This is a genomic window from Pseudomonas sp. 102515 (assembly GCF_031085165.1).
In the GTDB taxonomy this organism is placed as follows: domain Bacteria; phylum Pseudomonadota; class Gammaproteobacteria; order Pseudomonadales; family Pseudomonadaceae; genus Chryseomonas.
This window is the reverse complement of sequence record NZ_JAVHTY010000003.1, coordinates 364,023-380,485: the sequence shown is the minus strand read 5'-3', so window position 1 is coordinate 380,485 and position 16,463 is coordinate 364,023. Positions and strand designations below refer to the sequence as shown.

Sequence of the window (16,463 nt, the reverse complement as noted above, 5' to 3'; positions counted from 1 at the left end):
GTCAGTCTCCTGGCGGAGTGGAAGCGTCTGTGTCTTCGCCACCCTCTGACTCCTCCAGCGATTCGTCCGCGGCCACCATGGCTTCCAGCCGGCGCATGCCCTTTTCCATGTTCAGCGCCGTGGCGATGCCCTCCAGCGACAGCCCCAGTTCCACCAGGGTGATGGCTACCGCCGGCTGCATGCCGACCACGATCACCTTGGCATCGAGGATGCGTGAGACCTGGGCGATGTGGGACAGCATCCGGCCGATGAAGGAGTCGACGATTTCCAGCGCCGAGATGTCGATGAGTACGCCCTTGGCCTTGTGGCGGACGATCTGCTCGGTGAGGTCTTCCTGCAGGTCCAGCGCCAACTGGTCGTGCATGTCCACCTGGATGCTCAGCAACAGGAAGGGGCCCAGCTTGAGGATCGGAATCCGCTCGATCATGACGCGCTCCTCAGCCCTTGGTGAGGGCGGCCAGGCGCACGCCCTGCTGGCGCAAGGCCAGACGGAAGGCATCGGCCAGGGACGCCTTGGTGATCACATCGCCCAGGTCCACGCCCAGATGGACGATGGTGGCGGCGATCTGCGGGCGGATGCCGCTGATGATGCACTGCGCGCCCATCAGGCGGGCGGCGGTCACCGTCTTGAGCAGGTGCTGGGCGACCATGGTGTCCACCGTGGGCACGCCGGTGATGTCGATGATGGCGAGGTCCGACTCGGTCTGGACGATCTTTTCCAGCAGCGACTCCATCACCACCTGGGTGCGATTGCTGTCCAGCGCGCCGATCAGCGGGATGGCCAGGATGCCGTCCCACAGCTCCACCACCGGGGTGGACAGCTCCAGCATGCTTTCCTGCTGCTCGCGGATCACCGTCTCGCGACCGTTCATGTAGCTTTCCATGCTGTACAGGCCGAGATCGTCGATCAGCCGGGTGGCGGCCCAGATCTCGGCGAGTGGGTCGTCGCACTCGTTCTGGATCAGGTTGAACAGCGGTTCCTTGAGCGAGAAGACGAAAGTCGCCGTCTGTGCGGGCGTCAGGCCCGCGCGGCTCTGGTCGAAGGAAAACCGCTCCAGCAGCGCCCGTACCGGCTGCCAGTGCGGCTCGCGCAGATCGCCCAGGCCCTGGGCGGCGGCCACGGTGATCCGCCGCAGCAGCTCGGCGGAGTTGGCCAGGATGGTGGTTTCGTCGAGCAGGTCGATGCGCATGCCGGCCGCGCGCTGGGCGCCGATCCAGGCATCGAGCAGCGACCGCTCATGGGTGCGCAGCAGCTCGACCAAAGCGGTACTGTACATGGGGGTTCCTAGGTGACGGAGAGGGCGGCTCAGGACGGGCCGACCGGACGAAGAAGGTGCGGGAAGAGACGGCAAGCGCGAATGGGGACCCGGCTGTACGGCCAGGTCCCCCGAGAGATCACATGTCCATCTTTTCCTTGGTGATCTTGCCGGTCTTCGCGTCGGCATGGAAGTCGTACTTCATACCATCTTTCTTCATGCCTTCGCCTTCCCACTGACCGTCATCGGCTTCGATCTTGGTGATCGAGGTGTAGCCCTGCTCCATGAGCTTGGACTTGACGTCGTTCATGGGCATCCAGTCGGCGCCGGGCTGGTCGGCCAGGGCCACGGTGCTGGCCAGGACGGAACAGGCAAACAGGGAAGCGAGCAGCTTGGATTTCATCGCGAGACCTCGTCGTGGTGGTATGCCCAGGCTTGGACCACCACCACGCGCGACAGATCCCCTCTATCCCAGGCGTCAGCCAGCCGCTTCCTCGACCAGGTGCGGCAGCAGCCCAGCAGGGGCCTCGGCGGTTTGGCCCTTGGTCTTGCGCGGCGTATAGGGACGGCTGGCCAGCCGCCACAGATCCCGCCAGCGCTCGGCGAGGGCGGTGGGCTTGTCCAGATAGAGGCGCAGGCCCAGGGAAAAGGCCTTCGCCTGCAGCCGCTCGCGCTGCTGGGCCAGGCTCTCGCCGATGGCCAGGCGGGTGTTGCTGGCACCGAACAGGGTCGGCTCGTCCACCAACAGCTGCTGCATCACCGCCAGGTCGTGATCGTCGCCCAGGTATTCCGAAAGGCGCTTGAGGCTCTTCTGGCGGGTCTTGAATTCCGCCGGCCAGGCCGCGGCGAGCAGCTGGGTGTGATACCAGTGATCCTTCACCCGCTTGCGCCAGTCGTGCAGGCTGTCGTCGGTGGGCTTGTCGCGTGCGGTCTTGAGCGCCTGGCGCCCGGCCTTGTAGTTGTCTTCCAGGCCGCGAGCGAAGAGGGCGAAGCCCTTGCCGGAGAGTTTCCAGCCGGCCACCTCCTCACGCATGGCGGTCAGTTCCTCGAGCAACTCGGGGTGGCCGCTGGCCGCGGCGATCTGCTGGTCGGCGCGCTCCTGCAGGCGCTGGCGCACGCGCTTCATGGCCGGCGAGGCGAATCTCTTGCGGTCGGACTCGCCCAGCTTGTCCCAGCTTTCCACCAGGGCGGCGCTGTCACGCAACGAGGACAGCTCGCGGCCGAGGTCGCGCAGGCGCCGATTGCGACTGGCGAAGGCGCGCTTGCCCAGGGCGCCGTGCAGCAGCCGCAGGAGGGCGCGCAATTCCTTGAGTCGCTTGCGCGTCTCGTGGACGCCCTTGGGAGTACCGCCCGCCAGGGACGTCTCAGCCTGTACCAGACGATCCGTCACCACGCGGCGGACTTCCTCGTCAGCAGATTGCCGCGCATCGAAACGAAAGGCCATCGAACTCTCCTCAATAGGTGGACTGCAGACCCGCTTGCGCGGGAGCGTAACGGTAAGAAAGACCTCCACGACAGCGGGAGATGCCAAATTTCATCTAAACGTCATATTTCCTTCATGAGGTTAGCTGCGGGCACCGCCTGACGCCGGGTCGGTCAGAAGGGCTATAGTTGCCCGACCACCTGAGCGAGGAGATCCGGATGTTCGAAGCCGCCGAGAACGAACACCTGCTCGACGAGGCCACCTACGACGCCAAGCTGCCCAAGCTGCGCGAGGCGCTGCTGGCCGCCCAGTACGAACTCAAGACGCAAGGCCGCTTCCCGGTGATCGTGCTGATCAATGGTATCGAGGGCGCGGGCAAGGGCGAGACGGTCAAGCTGCTCAACGAGTGGATGGATCCGCGGCTGATCCGCGTCGAGACCTTTCTCCAGCCCACCGCCGAGGAAGGCCAGCATCCGCCGGCGTGGCGCTACTGGCAGCGCCTGCCGGGCAAGGGGCGGATCGGCGTGTTCTTTGGCAACTGGTACAGCCAGATGCTGCATGGCCGGGTCAACAAGGAGCTCAGCCGCGTCGAGCTGGACGCCGCCATCGGCCAGGCGGAGCGTTTCGAGCGCATGCTCGCCGACGAGGGGGCACTGATCCTCAAGTTCTGGTTCCACCTATCCAAGCCCCAGCTCAAGCAGCGCCTGAAGCACCTCAAGAACGATCCCCGCCTGGGCTGGAAGCTTAGTCCGCTGGACTGGCGCCAGGCCAAGGTCTATGACCGCTTCGTCAAGGAAGGCGAGCGGGTGGTGCGGCGGACCCATCACGACTACGCCCCCTGGCACGTGGTGCCCGGTTTCGACGAGCGCTTTCGCAGCCTGACCGTCGGCACCGTGCTGCTCAAGGCGCTGCAGCGCGCCCTGGCCAACAAGCCGCGCAAGCAACGCCGGGCTGCCGCGGTGGTGCCGCCGCCGGTGGATGGCCGCGGCGTGCTCGAGGCCATGGACCTGAGTCAGCGTCTGGACAAGGCCGATTACGAAGACCAGCTGCTGGCCGAACAGGCCCGCCTGGCGCGGCGCCTGCGGGACAAGAAGTATCGCCGTCATGCCCTGGTAGCGGCCTTCGAGGGCAATGACGCCGCCGGCAAGGGCAGCGCCATCCGCCGCGTCACTGGCGCCCTGGATCCGCGCCAGTACCGTATCGTCCCGGTGGCCGCGCCCAGCGACGAAGAACTGGCCCAGCCCTATCTCTGGCGCTTCTGGCGACATATCCCGCGGCAGGGCAACTTCACCATCTTCGACCGTTCCTGGTACGGCCGGGTGCTGGTGGAGCGGGTCGAGGGTCTGACCCCCGCCGCCGACTGGCAGCGTGCCTACGGCGAGATCAACGACTTCGAGGAACAGCTCCACGACGCCGGCCTCGTGCTGGCCAAGTTCTGGCTGGCCATCGACCAGGACACCCAGCTGGAGCGCTTTCGCGCCCGCGAGGAAACACCCTTCAAGAGATTCAAGATCACCGAGGACGACTGGCGCAACCGGGACAAGTGGGATCTCTACAGCCAGGCGGTCAACGACATGGTGGTCCAGACCAGCACGGCCATCGCGCCCTGGACCCTGGTGGAGGCCAATGACAAGCGATTCGCGCGGGTGAAGGTGGTGCGGACGCTCAATGAGGCGCTGGAGCGGGCGTATGACAAGGACTGAGTGAAGCCCGGCTTTCGGTAAAAGCGGTTGCTCAGCTCGTTATTGTCCCTTAGGGATACTTCTGTTTCGCCCCCGCCGGGCGACTCACTTTTTTCAATCGCGAAAAAAGTAAGCAAAAACGCTCGCCCCGCCGTCCGGCCCCGGCTGCGCCGGGGTCCGCTCTCTCCATCGTCGTTCCAGGGGCCCGCCGCGAAGGGCCTTCCATGGCCCTCGTGGCTCTCGCGGCATCCATGCCGCTCGACCCCTTCCGCAACGATTGCGTTCGCCCTGCTGGAAGGGGCATTGGGCGCGTCTGGATCTTGAGCTGCCTGAGAAAATGATCGGCGTGAAGCGTAGCCGGGCTAGCCTGGGTCAAATCCCAGAAACGAAAAAGCCCCGCCGAAGCGGGGCCTTTCTGCAACCGGATCAGTCGTTAGACGACTTGAACCTGGTCAGCTTGCATACCCTTCTGGCCTTTGACAGCCACGAAAGTGACCTTCTGGCCTTCGCTCAGGCTCTTGAAGCCGGCGCTTTCGATGGAGCGGTAGTGCACGAACAGGTCGGCGCCGCTTTCCGGGGTGATGAAGCCGTAGCCTTTCTCATCGTTGAACCACTTGACGGTGCCATTTTCACGATTGGACATGAGTATCTCCAGGGGTGTAGGGGGAACAACCACGTTAGCGAGACATTCGCTAGCGGGACTGTAATGCGAGAGTGAGACGAGCCAGGAGATGAAAATGAAGCAACATCAAGCAGGTATCGAGTAACTATTGCAGTAGCAGTGCCCACACCATACTCGCTTTCGCGAGCTTGTATAGCCCCGATTCGCATATTTGTTGACCAATGGCGTTGCTTGCGCTGCCAGAGCGTCTCACTCAGGCTACGGATTCCCCTGCTCGAAAGAGACTCCGCATGGACAAGCTGCACCGGATCAAGGGGGCCTGGCCCTACCTGATCGCCGTCTTTCTCAACGCCTTCGTCGATCTTGGCCACAAGATCGTCATCCAGAACACCGTATTCGAGGTCTTTGACGGTTCCACCCAGGTGGTGCTGACCGCCCTGGTCAATGGCATGATGCTGTTGCCCTTCATCCTGCTGTTCAGTCCCTCCGGTCATGTGGCCGATCGCTTCGCCAAGGTCCGGGTGCTGCGCCTCGGCGGCTGGGCGGCGGTGGCCATCACCCTGGGCATCACCCTGGCCTACTATGCCGGGCTGTTCGAACTGGCCTTCGCCATGACCCTCCTGCTGGCCATCCAGGCGACCTTCTATTCGCCGGCCAAGTACGGCTACATCAAGGCACTGTTCGGCAAGCAGCGGCTGGCCGAGGGCAATGGCCTGGTGCAGGCCAACTCCATCATCGCCATTCTCGCCGGCACCGTGGTCTTCACCGCCTTCTTCCAGCTGCACCTGGGCCAGGGCCATGCCACGCCCCACGTCATCCTGCAGGACATCGCTCCGCTGGGCTGGCTGCTGGTGCTCTGCAGCCTGGCCGAGGTGGCGCTGCTCTATCGCTTGCCGGTGCTGGAAGAGCCCAAGCCGCGGCAGGCCTTCGACTGGCACGCTTATGTGCGGTTGCGGAGCGCCCGGCGCAACCTGGCGGTGATCGGCGAGAATCCGGTGATCCGCCTGTCGATCATCGGGCTCGCGGTGTTCTGGTCGGTGGGCCAGGTGCTGCTGGCGAGCTTTCCGGCCTATGCCAAGGAGCACCTGGGCATCGACAACGTGCTGCTGCTGCAGGGCATCCTGGCCTGCGCCGGGATCGGCATCGCCATCGGCTCGGCGCTGGCCAGCCGGGCCTCCCGCGGACGCATCGAGACCGGGCTGATCCCGGTGGGCGCCCTGGGCATCGCCCTCGGCCTGTGGTGGCTGCCGGCGCCCAGTTCGGCGTGGGTGCATGCGTTCAACTTCATCTTCATCGGCCTGATGGGCGGGCTGTTCATCGTCCCGCTCAACGCCCTGATCCAGTTCCATGCCCGCGAGGACCAGCTCGGTACGGTGCTGGCGGCCAACAACTGGGTGCAGAACGTCGCCATGCTGAGTTTTCTGGTGCTCACCGCGGTGATCGCCTTGCTGGGCCTGGACAGTCGCTGGCTGCTGCTGCTGATCGCCGCCGTGGCGCTGATCGGCGGGGCCTACACCGTGTGGAAGCTGCCGCAGAGCCTGGTGCGTTTCCTGCTCGGCCTGATGGTCACCCGGCATTACCGCATCCAGGTGCAGGGGCTGCAGAACCTGCCCGCCCAGGGCGGGGTGCTGCTGCTGGGCAACCACATCAGCTGGGTCGACTGGGCCATGGTGCAGATCGCCAGTCCGCGCCCGGTACGCTTCGTGATGCTGCGCTCGATCTACGAGCGCTGGTACCTGAAGCCCTTTCTCAAGGCCATGGGCTGCCTGCCCATCGCCCAGGGCAGTGGCTCCGGCGCGGCGCTGGAGCAGGTGGCCGGGCTGCTGAGCGCCGGCGAGGTGGTCTGCCTGTTCCCGGAAGGGGCGATCAGCCGCACCGGTCAGCTCGGCGAATTCCGCCGCGGCTACGAAAAGGCCTGCGAGCGGGTCGGTCCCGAGGTGCAGATCGTGCCCTTCTACCTGCGCGGCCTCTGGGGCAGCCAGTTCTCTCGCTCTTCCAGCAAGCTCAAGGAGCTGCGCGACAGCCCGCTGCACCGCGAGGTGGTGGTGGCCTTCGGCAAGGCGTTGCCCAAGGACACTCCGGCCGATGTGCTCAAGCGGCGGATCTTCGAATTGTCGATCCGCTCCTGGGAGCGCTACATGCACGGCCTGCCGTCGCTGGCCGATGCCTGGGTCGCCAGCGTCAAGCGTAGGCCGGGCGGCCTGGCGCTGATCGACGACCTGGGCGCACCGCTCAAGGCCGCCCAGGCGCTCACCGGCGCCGCTTGCCTGGCGCGGCGGATGCACAAGCGGCCCGAGGCCAATCTCGGCCTGCTGCTGCCCACCAGCAGCGGTGGCATGCTGGCCAACATGGCGGTACTGCTGGCCGGCAAGACGCTGGTCAATCTCAACTACACGGCCACGCCCGAGGCCCTGGCTTCGGGGTTGGACCAGGCCGGTATCCGTACCGTCTACACCTCGACGCGCTTTCTCGACCGTCTGCGCAAGCGCGGCCTGCCGGTGGACGAGTTGCTCGCCGGGCGCGAGGTGGTGGATCTGGAGACGCTGCGCGCCGGTATCGGCAAGGCCGAGTTGCTGGCCAACTGGCTGGCGGTCTGGCTGTTGCCCACCGCGATGCTGCAGGTGCTGGTGAGTCGCGCCCACGATCCCGAGGCCACCGCCGCCATCCTCTTCTCCAGCGGCAGTGAGGGCACGCCCAAGGGGGTGATGCTCAGCCACAGCAACCTCATGGCCAATCTCAAGCAGACCTCGGACGTGCTCAACACCCAGGACGACGACGTCTTCATGGCCTCGCTGCCGCTGTTCCACGCCTTCGGCCTCACCGTCACCCAGTTCCTGCCGCTGGTCGAAGGGGTGCCGGTGGTCTGCCAGGCCGATCCCACCGACGTGGCCGGCATCGCCAAGGCGGTGGCGACCCATCGCGCCACGGTGCTCTGCGGCACCTCGACCTTCCTGCGGCTGTTCGTGCGCAACACCAAGGTGCATCCGCTGATGCTGGAGAGTCTGCGCATCGTGGTGGCCGGTGCCGAGCGCCTGGATCCGGCGGTGCGCGAGGCCTTCAAGCTCAAGTTCAACCAGGACATCTACGAGGGTTACGGCGCCACCGAGACCGCCCCGGTGGCGTCGGTCAACCTGCCCGACGCCCTGGACGTCAGCTACCTGCAGGTGCAGCGCGGCGGCAAGCTCGGCACCGTGGGCATGCCGCTGCCGGGAACCGGCTTCAAGATCGTCGATCCTCAGACCTTCGCCGAATTGCCCACCGGCGAGGCGGGCATGGTGCTGATCGGCGGACCGCAGCTGATGCAGGGCTATCTGAACGATCCCGAGCGCACCGCCAAGGCCATTCGTGAGATCGATGGCGAACGCTGGTACGTCACCGGCGACCAGGGCCGGCTGGACGAGGACGGCTTTCTCACCATCGTCGACCGCTATTCGCGCTTCGCCAAGATCGGCGGCGAGATGGTCAGCCTGGGCGCCGTGGAGCAGGCCCTGGCGCGCGCGGTACAGGATCCGGACATCGAGCTGCAGGCGGTCAATCTACCGGATGCCAGGAAGGGCGAGCGCATCGTGGTGCTGCATACCGGCACCCTGGACGGTGCGGCGGTGGAGAAGACCCTGCTGGCCCAGGGCGTGAGCGGACTGCTGCTGCCCTCGGCCTGGCTGGCGGTGGACAGCCTGCCGAAACTGGGGACCGGCAAGGCCGACGTGGCCGGCGCGAAACGTCTGGCGCAGACGCGGTTGAACGAGACGGGGGAGGCCTAGGCGATAAATCGTCCATCCGCTGCCAGCGAACCCTAAAGCCTGGCGCCGTTTGGCCGATCATGAGGGGGCTAATCATTTTTTCGAGGAGTCTCCGGTGAAGCTTCGCTCCCTCAACATCGCCCCGCGGGCCCTGGTCGCCTTTGGATTCTTCGCCCTGCTGGTGATCGGCCTCGGGCTGTTTTCCCTGGGCCAGAATCGCGTCATCAAGGAGGGCGAGGAGCAGATCGTCGGTAACGTGATCCCCAGCGTCCAGACCATCGGCGAAATCCGCGCCGACCTGCTGAGTCTGCGCATGCACAACCAGGGGCTGATGCTGGCGACCTCCAACGCCGAGACCCAGGCGGTACACAAGGCCATCGAAGCGGCCAAGGCCGCCCTGGAACAGCACGTGCGCCAGTTCGACGCCCTGCTGCTCACCGACACCGGGCGTGAGGTCTATACCCGGATGACCGGCCAGCTGGCCACCTACCTGGACAACCAGAATCGCTATCTCAAGGCGCTGGACGACCAGAACGACGCCGAGCTGCTCAAGCTTGCCGGTCAGGACGGCGAGATGGCCCGCAGCGGCAATGCCCTGAGCGCCACCGTCAACGAACTCGCCGGGCTGGTCGATGGCAAGGTCACGCGCCTGGCCGCCGCCTCCACGGCCAGCTACCAGAACGCCACCGCCATCACCGTGGCGGTGATGGCGGTGGCCCTGGCCGGTACCCTGCTGCTGGCCTGGCGCTTTACCCGCAGCCTCACCGGACCGCTGGAAAAAGCCCTGGCGGTGGCCGAGCGCATCGCCGCCAATGACCTCGGTCGGCCGGTCGAGCAGGACGGGCGCGACGAACCCGGCCGGCTGCTCGCCGCCATGGCGCGGATGCAGGACAACCTGCGCGGCACCCTGGAGCGCCTGACCCTGTCGTCCACCACCCTGGCGTCCACTTCCGAGGAGCTGTCGACGGTCACCGAGACCGGCCTGCGCGGCATCCAGCGGCAGAACGACGAACTGGCCCAGGCCGCCACCGCCGTCAACCAGATGACCGCCGCGGTGGAGGAGGTGGCGCGCAACGCCGCTGCCGCCAGCGCCGCCGCCCAGGACTCGCGCGCCTCGGCCGATCTCGGTCAGCGCCGGGTCGAGGAGACCCTCACCACCATTCACGCCCTGCACACCGCCGTGGCGTCCAGCAGCGGCGAGATCGATGGCCTGGCTGCCCAGGTACAGCGCATCAGCGGGGTGCTCGACGTCATCCGTGGCATCGCCGAGCAGACCAATCTGCTGGCGCTCAACGCCGCCATCGAAGCGGCGCGCGCCGGCGAGGCGGGGCGGGGGTTTGCCGTAGTGGCCGACGAGGTGCGCGCCCTGGCGGCCCGTACCCAGCAGTCCACCGGCGAGATCGAAGACATGATCGGCGCCATCCAGGGCGGCGCCGGCAAGGCGGTGGACGCCATGGCCACCAGCAATCGGCAGGCCGGTGCCTGCCTGACGGTGGCCGCTGCCGCCGGCGAGGCCCTGGCCGAGATCGGTCGCCACATCGTGCAGATCACCGAGCGCAACCTGAGCATCTCCGCCGCCACCGAGGAGCAGGCCCAGGTGGCCCGCGAGGTGGATCGCAACCTCACCAGCATCCGTGACCTGTCCACCCAGAACGCCGCCGGGGCCGGGCAGACCGCCGCCGCCAGCAGCGACCTGGCGCGCCTGGCTGGCGACCTGAACGGCGCGGTACGGCAGTTCCGGCTCTGACTGCGGGCCCGACTAGCGGGCGATGTCCTCCAGCGCCCGGTTGCGGGTGCGCGGGCCGTACAGGCCGATGGTCAGCACCACGATCAGCATGCTGGCGACGATGAAGGCCAGCACGCCCGGAGTGCCCAGGCGCTCCAGCAGGGTGCCGATCAGCAGGCTGCTGAACACCGTGGACAGCCGGCTGAAGGAATAGCAGAAGCCCACCGCCCGGGCGCGGATGGCGGTGGGAAACAGCTCGGCCTGGTAGGAGTGGAAGGCGAAGGTCAGCCAGGCGTTGCAGAAGGTGATGCCGACGCCACAGAGGATCAGGCCGAGGGCACCCTGCTGCAGGGCGAACAGGCTGCCGAAGCCCACCGTACCCAGGGCGGAGCCGACGATTTGCCACTTGTTCTCGAAGCGATTGGCGATGCGCACGAACAGCAGCGGACCCAGTGGATAGGCGAGGGTGATGACGAAGGCATAGCCCAGGCTGTGGGTCAGGCTCACGCCCTGGCCGGACAGCAGCGCCGGCAGCCAGTTGCCGAAGCCGAAGAAGCCGATGGCCTGGAACAGGTTGAAGACGATCAGCATGATCACCCGGCGTCGATAGGGCGGCTGCCAGAGGGCGGCGAAGCGCGCGTTTACCGCGCGTTCTTCCACCACCTCTGCAGGTGGCGGCAGCGGCTGGCCGCTGTCGGCCTGGCAGGCGGCTTCCAGGCGCTCCACACCGCGTTCGGCTTCGTCCAGCCGGCCCTGCTGCGCCAGCCAGCGCGGTGATTCGGGCAGGCGCTGGCGCAGCCACCAGATGAACAGGGCGAAGACGGCACTGGACAGCACCACCCAGCGCCAGCCGGAGATGCCCAGCGGCGCCTGGGGTACCAGCCACCAGGACAGCAGCGCCACCGCCGGCACCGAGAGGAACTGAAGGGCGAAGGCGAAGGCGAAGGCCGAGGTGCGCATGGCCTTGGGCACCAGTTCCGACAGATAGGCGTCGATGGTCACCAGCTCCAGGCCCAGGCCGATGCCCACTACGAATCTCAGGGCGATCAGCCCCAGGGCGGTGGTCTGCAGGCCCATGGCGAGGGTCGCCAGGGTGTAGCCGACCAGCGCCCAGGTAAAGATCGCCCGGCGGCCGAAGCGGTCGGCGATGGGGCTGAGCAGGCTGGCGCCGACGAACAGGCCGAGAAAGGTGGCCGCGGCGAAGGCCGCCTGGTCGGAGACCCCGAATACCCCGGCCGCGCCGGTCTGGAAGACGCCATCACGCAAGAGCCCGGGGCTGATGTAGGCGGTCTGGAACAGGTCGTAGAGTTCGAAGAAGCCACCGATGGACAGCAGGGCCACCAGGCGCCACAGACTGCGGGTGGCCGGCAGGCGATCGAGACGCGCCGAAAGGGCGGCGGCCCGCTGGGAGGCGGGCAGGGCAGGGGCGGTGGCCGAAGCCGAAGAGGCAGAGGTCATGGGACGCTATCCAGAGAACGGTCGTCCTACAGCTTACGGATCAGCCCGTGCCGAATGTTGCCAAAGATTTCCACGCCGAGCGTGCCGTTTGGCAGGGAATCGCGTTTTCGAGTGCAGTTTTGGCAGCGTCTTGCGTCGATCAGGGTATCAGCGCTAGGGCGGTGCGCAGATCGACCACCAGGACATCCAGATAACCGCCTTGCAGCGCGCCGCGGATGGCGTTGACCTTGCGCAGGCCCCCGGCCAGACCCACCACGCGGTCGATCTTTAGCAGTTGCGGCAGGTCCACCGCGACCACGGTCTCTTCGCTGTCGTCCAGCACCGGCCGGCCCTGGGCATCGAAGTACCTCAGGCAGATGTCACCCACCGCGCCGCGGGCGGCCAGCACCTCGAGCATGGCCTCGCCATGGTAGTTGCCGCTGTTGCGCAGGAGCTGCGAAGGCTCCAGCTCACCGATGCCGACCAGGGCCACGGTGAGCCGGGCGAAGCGTTCGGTGACCTCGCGCACCTCGTCCAGCTGCAGGATGCGCTGGCGACTTTCCGGTGACTGCTCGATGCTCTGGGACGGCAGCAGATAGGCCGGGCAACCCAGCAAATTGGCCAGTTGCTGGGTCAGCAGGGTGGCCTCGAAGGCGCCCTTGTTGCCGACCCCGCCGAGCAGCTGCACCACCTCCGTGGCGCCCTGGCGACTGCTGCCCCGGTGCATGTGGCCGACCATGGCGCGGATGGTGGAACTCCAGGAGGAGATGCCGATGTGGTCCTTCTCGGTGACGCTGGTTTCCAGGTAGTGGGCGGCGGCCGAGCCGATGGCCTGCTTGATGGCCTCTTCGTCGTCACCGGTGGGCTCCACCACGATGGCTTGGCGGATGCCATAGCGCTGCTGCAGCTGGCGTTCCAGTTCCAGGTGGAAGTTGCGCGGGCGCTGCACCGAGATGCGCACGATGCCTTCCTTGAGCGCTCGGCTCAGGGCCCGGCTGACGAAGGATTGCGACAGGTCGAGCTGTTCGGAGATCTGCGACTGCTTGAGTCCTTCTTCGTAGTAGAGGGAGGCGATCTTGGTCAGCAGGCGTTGTTCTTCGAGGTTACTCATCCAGATTCCCGGTACCAGCGGATACGCCGCGTTCGCGGCGGCCAGCCCGGACCGGGAAGTCCCCTGACCGCGACGAACTACCGAAAAGCAGGCACGTACCTGTTAGAAAGGCGCATTTTCCAGCTATTTTCCCTCAGCCTCCCGCCGGACGCCAAGGCTTTTGCGGCCTGGCGTCCCGGGGGGTCGATCAAGACATGATCAGGCCACCGTCCACATTGATCGCCTGCCCGGTGATATAGGCGGCGTCCGCCGAGGCGAGGAAGGCCACCAGGCCGGCTACGTCGGCGGGAGTGCCGGCGCGCTTCATGGGGATGTTGCCGACCCATTCGGTCATCAGTTCGCCCTGACCATAGCGCTTTTCCGGGGTGGAAAGGATCTCGCCCCAGACCCGGTCGTTGTAGTCCCACATCTCGCTTTCGATGATACCGGGGCAGAAGGCGTTGACCGTGATGCCGTGGCGCGCCAGTTCGTGGGCCAGACTCTGGGTGATGCCGATGACGCCCATCTTGCTCGCCGCATAGTGCGGCGTGTAGATGAAGCCCTGGCGACCCTGGCCGGAGCTGGTGTTGATCAGGCGCCCACCACGGCCAGCGGCGACCATGCGCTTGGCCGCTTCGCGGCAGCACAACCAGACGCCGGTGGTGTTGACCTGCAGGATGCGGTCGAAGTCCTCGCGCGGCATGCGGTCGAAGGCGTCGATGGTGATGACGCCGGCGTTCTGCACCGAGACGTCGACGCGCCCGAAGCGGGCTTCGGCCTGGGCATAGAGATCGGCCACCGCCGCCTCGTCGGTGATATCCACGATTAGCGGCAGCACCTCGGCACCGGTCTCGGCCGCCAGCCGCGTGGCGGTGTCGTGCACCCGCTCGGCGTTGGACACCAGCACCAGGTTGGCACCCTCGCGACCGAAGCGCTCGGCGATGCCCTCGCCGATGCCCCGGCAACCGCCGGTAATGACCACCGTTTGACCTGCGAAGCGATGTTCCACGTGAAACCTCCTAGAGCGGTTGGCGACCCGGTGCGCGTGATCGCCAGAGGGTTGTTACCAGCAGACGAAACCGCCATCGACGATTAGATCGACGCCCGTGCAGAAGGACGCGGCCGGGCTGCAGAGGAAGATCGCCGGGCCGACCATTTCTTCCACCTCGGCCATGCGGCCCAGTGGGGTGGTCTGCTCGAAGATCTTGACCTGGTCGGCCACCTCGGGGCGGGTGTTCATGGGGGTGGCGGTATAGCCGGGGCTGATGCAGTTGACGCGGATGCCGCGCTCGGCCCATTCCATCGCCAGGCTCTTGGTCAGGTGGATGACCCCGGCCTTGGACGTGTTGTAGTGGGCCTGCAGGAGGCCACGGTTGACGATGCTGCCGGACATGGAGGCGATGTTGACGATGGCACCGCGACCGCGTGGCAGCATCACCCGTGCCTGGGCTTGGCAGCTGAGCATCACCCCGGTCAGGTTGATGTCGAGCATGCGCTGCCAGCGCTCCAGCTCCAGCTCCTCGGCCGGCTGGGCGTTGGCGATGCCGGCGCTGTTGACGGCCAGGCTCAGGGGGCCGAGTTCGGCCTCGGTGCGGGCCACGGCGGCTTCCAGGTCGGCGGCGCTGGTCACCGAGCCTTCCAGAGCCAGGGCGCGGCGGCCGTGGGCCTGGATGCGCTCGACGGTACCGGCCAGGTCGCGACTGCCAGGCAGGTCGAAGCAGGCCACCTGCGCCCCCGCCTCGGCGAGACCGATGGCGATGGCCTGGCCGATGCCGCTGCCGGCACCGGTGACGAAGGCGGTCTGGCCGCCGAGATCGAAGAGACGCATGGGAAAACTCCTAGTCAGGCGGTAGCCAATTCCATCACGGCCACCGGAGTGGCCTGTTCACGTTCGAGAATGCCCATCTGCTGGCCACGGCTCATCACCATGACCCGGTGCGACAGGCCGAGGACCTCGTCGAGATCCGAGCTGACCACGATCACCGCCATGCCGGTGGCCGCCAGTTCGGCGATCACCTGGTAGATGGCGGCGCGGGCGCCGACGTCGATGCCGCGGGTGGGCTCGTCGAGGATGAAGACCTTGGGATTGCGGGCCAGCCACTTGGCGATGATCACCTTCTGCTGGTTGCCACCCGAGAGGGCGGCGATGGCCTGCTCCGGTTGGCCCTTCACGCCGAGCCGCGCCACCGCCTTGCGGGCGAAGGCGCGCAGGCCGCCGGGGGAGACCCAGCCGCCGGCGGCGAGCAGATCGGTGTTGCCATAGATGAGGTTTTCCTCGATGGCGTGATCGACCACCACGCCCTGCTGCTTGCGATCCTCGGGCACCAGTACGATGCCGGCCTGGATGGCTTCGCAGGGACTGGCGAAGCGGCAGGTCTGGCCTTCCAGCACCAGGGTGCCGGTGACCTGCTCGGCAGCGCCGGCGATGGCGCGGACCAGTTCGGTACGGCCGGCGCCGACCACCCCGGCCACGCCGAACACCTCGCCGGCGCGCACCGCGAAATCGATGTGCTTGAGCGGCATCTCGCGGCAGCTGAGGTCCTTGACCCGCAGCACCTCCCGCGTACCCGGTGCGGCCATGGTCGGGAAGATGCGCTCCACGCTGCGCCCGACCATCTCTTCCACCAGTTGCCGCACCGGCACCTGGGCGGTGGCGTGCAGGGCGATCTGGCGGCCGTCACGCAAGACCAGCACCCGGTCGGCGATGCGCGCGATCTCTTCCAGGCGATGGCTGATGTAGATGAAGGAGACGCCCTCGGCCTTGAGCCGCTCGACCTGGGCGAACAGCAACTCGGTCTCTTCGCCACCCAGGGCCGCGGTGGGTTCGTCGAGGATCAAGAGGCGCGCCTTGAGGGTCAGCGCCTTGGCGATCTCCACCAGTTGCTGGGCGGCCACGCTGAGGCCGGCCACGGTGCGCGTGGCGGGTACCTTCAGGCCCAGGCGATCCAGCTGGCGCTGGGCCTCGGTTTCCATGAAGGCGCGATCAATGCGACCGCCGCGCATGGGCAGGCGACCGACGAACATGTTCTCGGCGATGGTCAGTTCCGGCAGCAGGCGGATCTCCTGGTGGATCAGGCCGATGCCGGCGGCCAGCGCGGCGCCGGGGGAATCCGGGGCGTAGTCGCGACCCAGCCAGGTCATGCGACCACCGGCTTCGGGCGGCACCAGGCCGGCGATGATCGACGACAGGGTGGACTTGCCGGCGCCGTTCTCGCCGAGCAGGGCCAGGACCTCACCGGGCTGGATGTCGACGTCCACCCCGGCCAGCACCTCGATGCCGGCGTATTTCTTGCCGATGTTTCTCAGGCTGAGGGCCGCGGGCTGTTCCAGGGGCATGACGGCGGACATGGGGCCTCCGAGGGGGGAGCTGAAACGGCGCCTCCAATCGGGAGGCACCTGGTGCAGGAGCCGACACGATCTTGCGAGGTGGAGCCGACCCAGTTGAATGCGGCTGGGGGATGTCAACCAGGTGTGTGCTCGGATTTAC

13 protein-coding genes and 1 pseudogene are annotated in these 16,463 nt (G+C 66.8%); 4 read left to right on the top strand and 10 right to left on the bottom strand.

The window, feature by feature from the left end; translation table 11 throughout:
• Position 1: 1 nt before the first annotated feature.
• From RCF34_RS13115 to RCF34_RS13100, 4 genes are all read right to left on the bottom strand, one after another.
• Complete coding sequence (locus RCF34_RS13115; protein WP_007160184.1) at positions 2-427, bottom strand: STAS domain-containing protein; 426 nt, start codon at positions 425-427, stop codon at positions 2-4.
• A gap of 10 nt (positions 428-437) precedes the next feature.
• The gene (locus RCF34_RS13110; RefSeq protein WP_308708564.1) at positions 438-1,277 is read right to left on the bottom strand and encodes an STAS domain-containing protein; all 840 of its coding nucleotides are present in this window, start codon (positions 1,275-1,277) and stop codon (positions 438-440) included.
• A gap of 118 nt (positions 1,278-1,395) precedes the next feature.
• The gene (locus RCF34_RS13105; RefSeq protein WP_308708563.1) at positions 1,396-1,659 is read right to left on the bottom strand and encodes a PepSY domain-containing protein; all 264 of its coding nucleotides are present in this window, start codon (positions 1,657-1,659) and stop codon (positions 1,396-1,398) included.
• 75 nt (positions 1,660-1,734) lie between these two features.
• Entirely contained in the window at positions 1,735-2,700 is a 966-nt protein-coding gene (locus RCF34_RS13100; protein ID WP_308708562.1) for a CHAD domain-containing protein, read from the bottom strand.
• Positions 2,701-2,897: 197 nt separating this feature from the next.
• On the opposite strand from RCF34_RS13100, the gene pap reads away from it, so the two are divergent.
• Complete coding sequence (gene pap / locus RCF34_RS13095) at positions 2,898-4,382, top strand: polyphosphate:AMP phosphotransferase (RefSeq protein WP_308708561.1); 1,485 nt, start codon at positions 2,898-2,900, stop codon at positions 4,380-4,382.
• A 412-nt stretch (positions 4,383-4,794) separates the two neighbouring features.
• Here the strand turns inward: pap and RCF34_RS13090 are convergent, their stop codons facing one another.
• Entirely contained in the window at positions 4,795-5,004 is a 210-nt protein-coding gene (locus RCF34_RS13090; RefSeq protein WP_007160189.1) for a cold-shock protein, read from the bottom strand.
• Between the two features lie 269 nt (positions 5,005-5,273).
• Here RCF34_RS13090 and RCF34_RS13085 point away from each other — a divergent pair, with 269 nt between their 5' ends.
• The 3 genes and pseudogenes from RCF34_RS13085 to RCF34_RS23040 all read left to right on the top strand — a co-directional run bounded on the left by RCF34_RS13085 (position 5,274) and on the right by RCF34_RS23040 (position 10,470).
• Positions 5,274-8,744: an acyl-[ACP]--phospholipid O-acyltransferase gene (locus tag RCF34_RS13085; RefSeq protein WP_308708560.1), complete on the top strand. Its 3,471-nt coding sequence runs from the start codon at positions 5,274-5,276 to the stop codon at positions 8,742-8,744.
• A gap of 94 nt (positions 8,745-8,838) precedes the next feature.
• Positions 8,839-9,612: pseudogene (locus RCF34_RS23045) on the top strand (MCP four helix bundle domain-containing protein); the annotation flags it as partial.
• Positions 9,598-10,470, top strand: coding sequence for a methyl-accepting chemotaxis protein (locus RCF34_RS23040; protein WP_374941192.1), 873 nt, complete (start codon positions 9,598-9,600; stop codon positions 10,468-10,470). The pseudogene RCF34_RS23045 and the gene RCF34_RS23040, both read left to right, overlap by 15 nt.
• 12 nt (positions 10,471-10,482) lie before the next feature.
• Here the strand turns inward: RCF34_RS23040 and RCF34_RS13075 are convergent, their stop codons facing one another.
• From RCF34_RS13075 to RCF34_RS13055, 5 genes are all read right to left on the bottom strand, one after another.
• Positions 10,483-11,907 (bottom strand): MFS transporter, encoded by a 1,425-nt coding sequence (locus tag RCF34_RS13075; RefSeq protein WP_308708558.1) that lies wholly within the window; start codon positions 11,905-11,907, stop codon positions 10,483-10,485.
• A 139-nt stretch (positions 11,908-12,046) separates the two neighbouring features.
• Positions 12,047-12,997 carry a sugar-binding transcriptional regulator gene (locus RCF34_RS13070; RefSeq protein WP_308708557.1) on the bottom strand — a complete coding sequence of 317 codons (951 nt, stop codon included), beginning with the start codon at positions 12,995-12,997 and terminating at the stop codon, positions 12,047-12,049.
• Between the two features lie 187 nt (positions 12,998-13,184).
• The gene (locus tag RCF34_RS13065; protein ID WP_308708556.1) at positions 13,185-13,985 is read right to left on the bottom strand and encodes an SDR family oxidoreductase; all 801 of its coding nucleotides are present in this window, start codon (positions 13,983-13,985) and stop codon (positions 13,185-13,187) included.
• A gap of 54 nt (positions 13,986-14,039) precedes the next feature.
• The gene (locus RCF34_RS13060) at positions 14,040-14,804 is read right to left on the bottom strand and encodes an SDR family oxidoreductase (protein ID WP_308708555.1); all 765 of its coding nucleotides are present in this window, start codon (positions 14,802-14,804) and stop codon (positions 14,040-14,042) included.
• 14 nt (positions 14,805-14,818) lie between these two features.
• A complete protein-coding gene (locus RCF34_RS13055; protein WP_308708554.1) occupies positions 14,819-16,324 on the bottom strand; it encodes a sugar ABC transporter ATP-binding protein in 1,506 nt (501 codons plus the stop codon).
• Between the last annotated feature and the right edge of the window lie 139 nt (positions 16,325-16,463).

Bases quoted from the DNA above. Each gene is read 5' to 3' on its own strand.
- RCF34_RS13115 (WP_007160184.1), bottom strand. From the start codon at position 427: ATGATCGAGCGGATTCCGATCCTCAAGCTGGGCCCCTTCCTGTTGCTG.
- RCF34_RS13110 (WP_308708564.1), bottom strand. From the start codon at position 1,277: ATGTACAGTACCGCTTTGGTCGAGCTGCTGCGCACCCATGAGCGGTCG.
- RCF34_RS13105 (WP_308708563.1), bottom strand. From the start codon at position 1,659: ATGAAATCCAAGCTGCTCGCTTCCCTGTTTGCCTGTTCCGTCCTGGCC.
- RCF34_RS13100 (WP_308708562.1), bottom strand. From the start codon at position 2,700: ATGGCCTTTCGTTTCGATGCGCGGCAATCTGCTGACGAGGAAGTCCGC.
- pap (WP_308708561.1), top strand. From the start codon at position 2,898: ATGTTCGAAGCCGCCGAGAACGAACACCTGCTCGACGAGGCCACCTAC.
- RCF34_RS13090 (WP_007160189.1), bottom strand. From the start codon at position 5,004: ATGTCCAATCGTGAAAATGGCACCGTCAAGTGGTTCAACGATGAGAAA.
- RCF34_RS13085 (WP_308708560.1), top strand. From the start codon at position 5,274: ATGGACAAGCTGCACCGGATCAAGGGGGCCTGGCCCTACCTGATCGCC.
- RCF34_RS23040 (WP_374941192.1), top strand. From the start codon at position 9,598: ATGGCGCGGATGCAGGACAACCTGCGCGGCACCCTGGAGCGCCTGACC.
- RCF34_RS13075 (WP_308708558.1), bottom strand. From the start codon at position 11,907: ATGACCTCTGCCTCTTCGGCTTCGGCCACCGCCCCTGCCCTGCCCGCC.
- RCF34_RS13070 (WP_308708557.1), bottom strand. From the start codon at position 12,997: ATGAGTAACCTCGAAGAACAACGCCTGCTGACCAAGATCGCCTCCCTC.
- RCF34_RS13060 (WP_308708555.1), bottom strand. From the start codon at position 14,804: ATGCGTCTCTTCGATCTCGGCGGCCAGACCGCCTTCGTCACCGGTGCC.
- RCF34_RS13055 (WP_308708554.1), bottom strand. From the start codon at position 16,324: ATGTCCGCCGTCATGCCCCTGGAACAGCCCGCGGCCCTCAGCCTGAGA.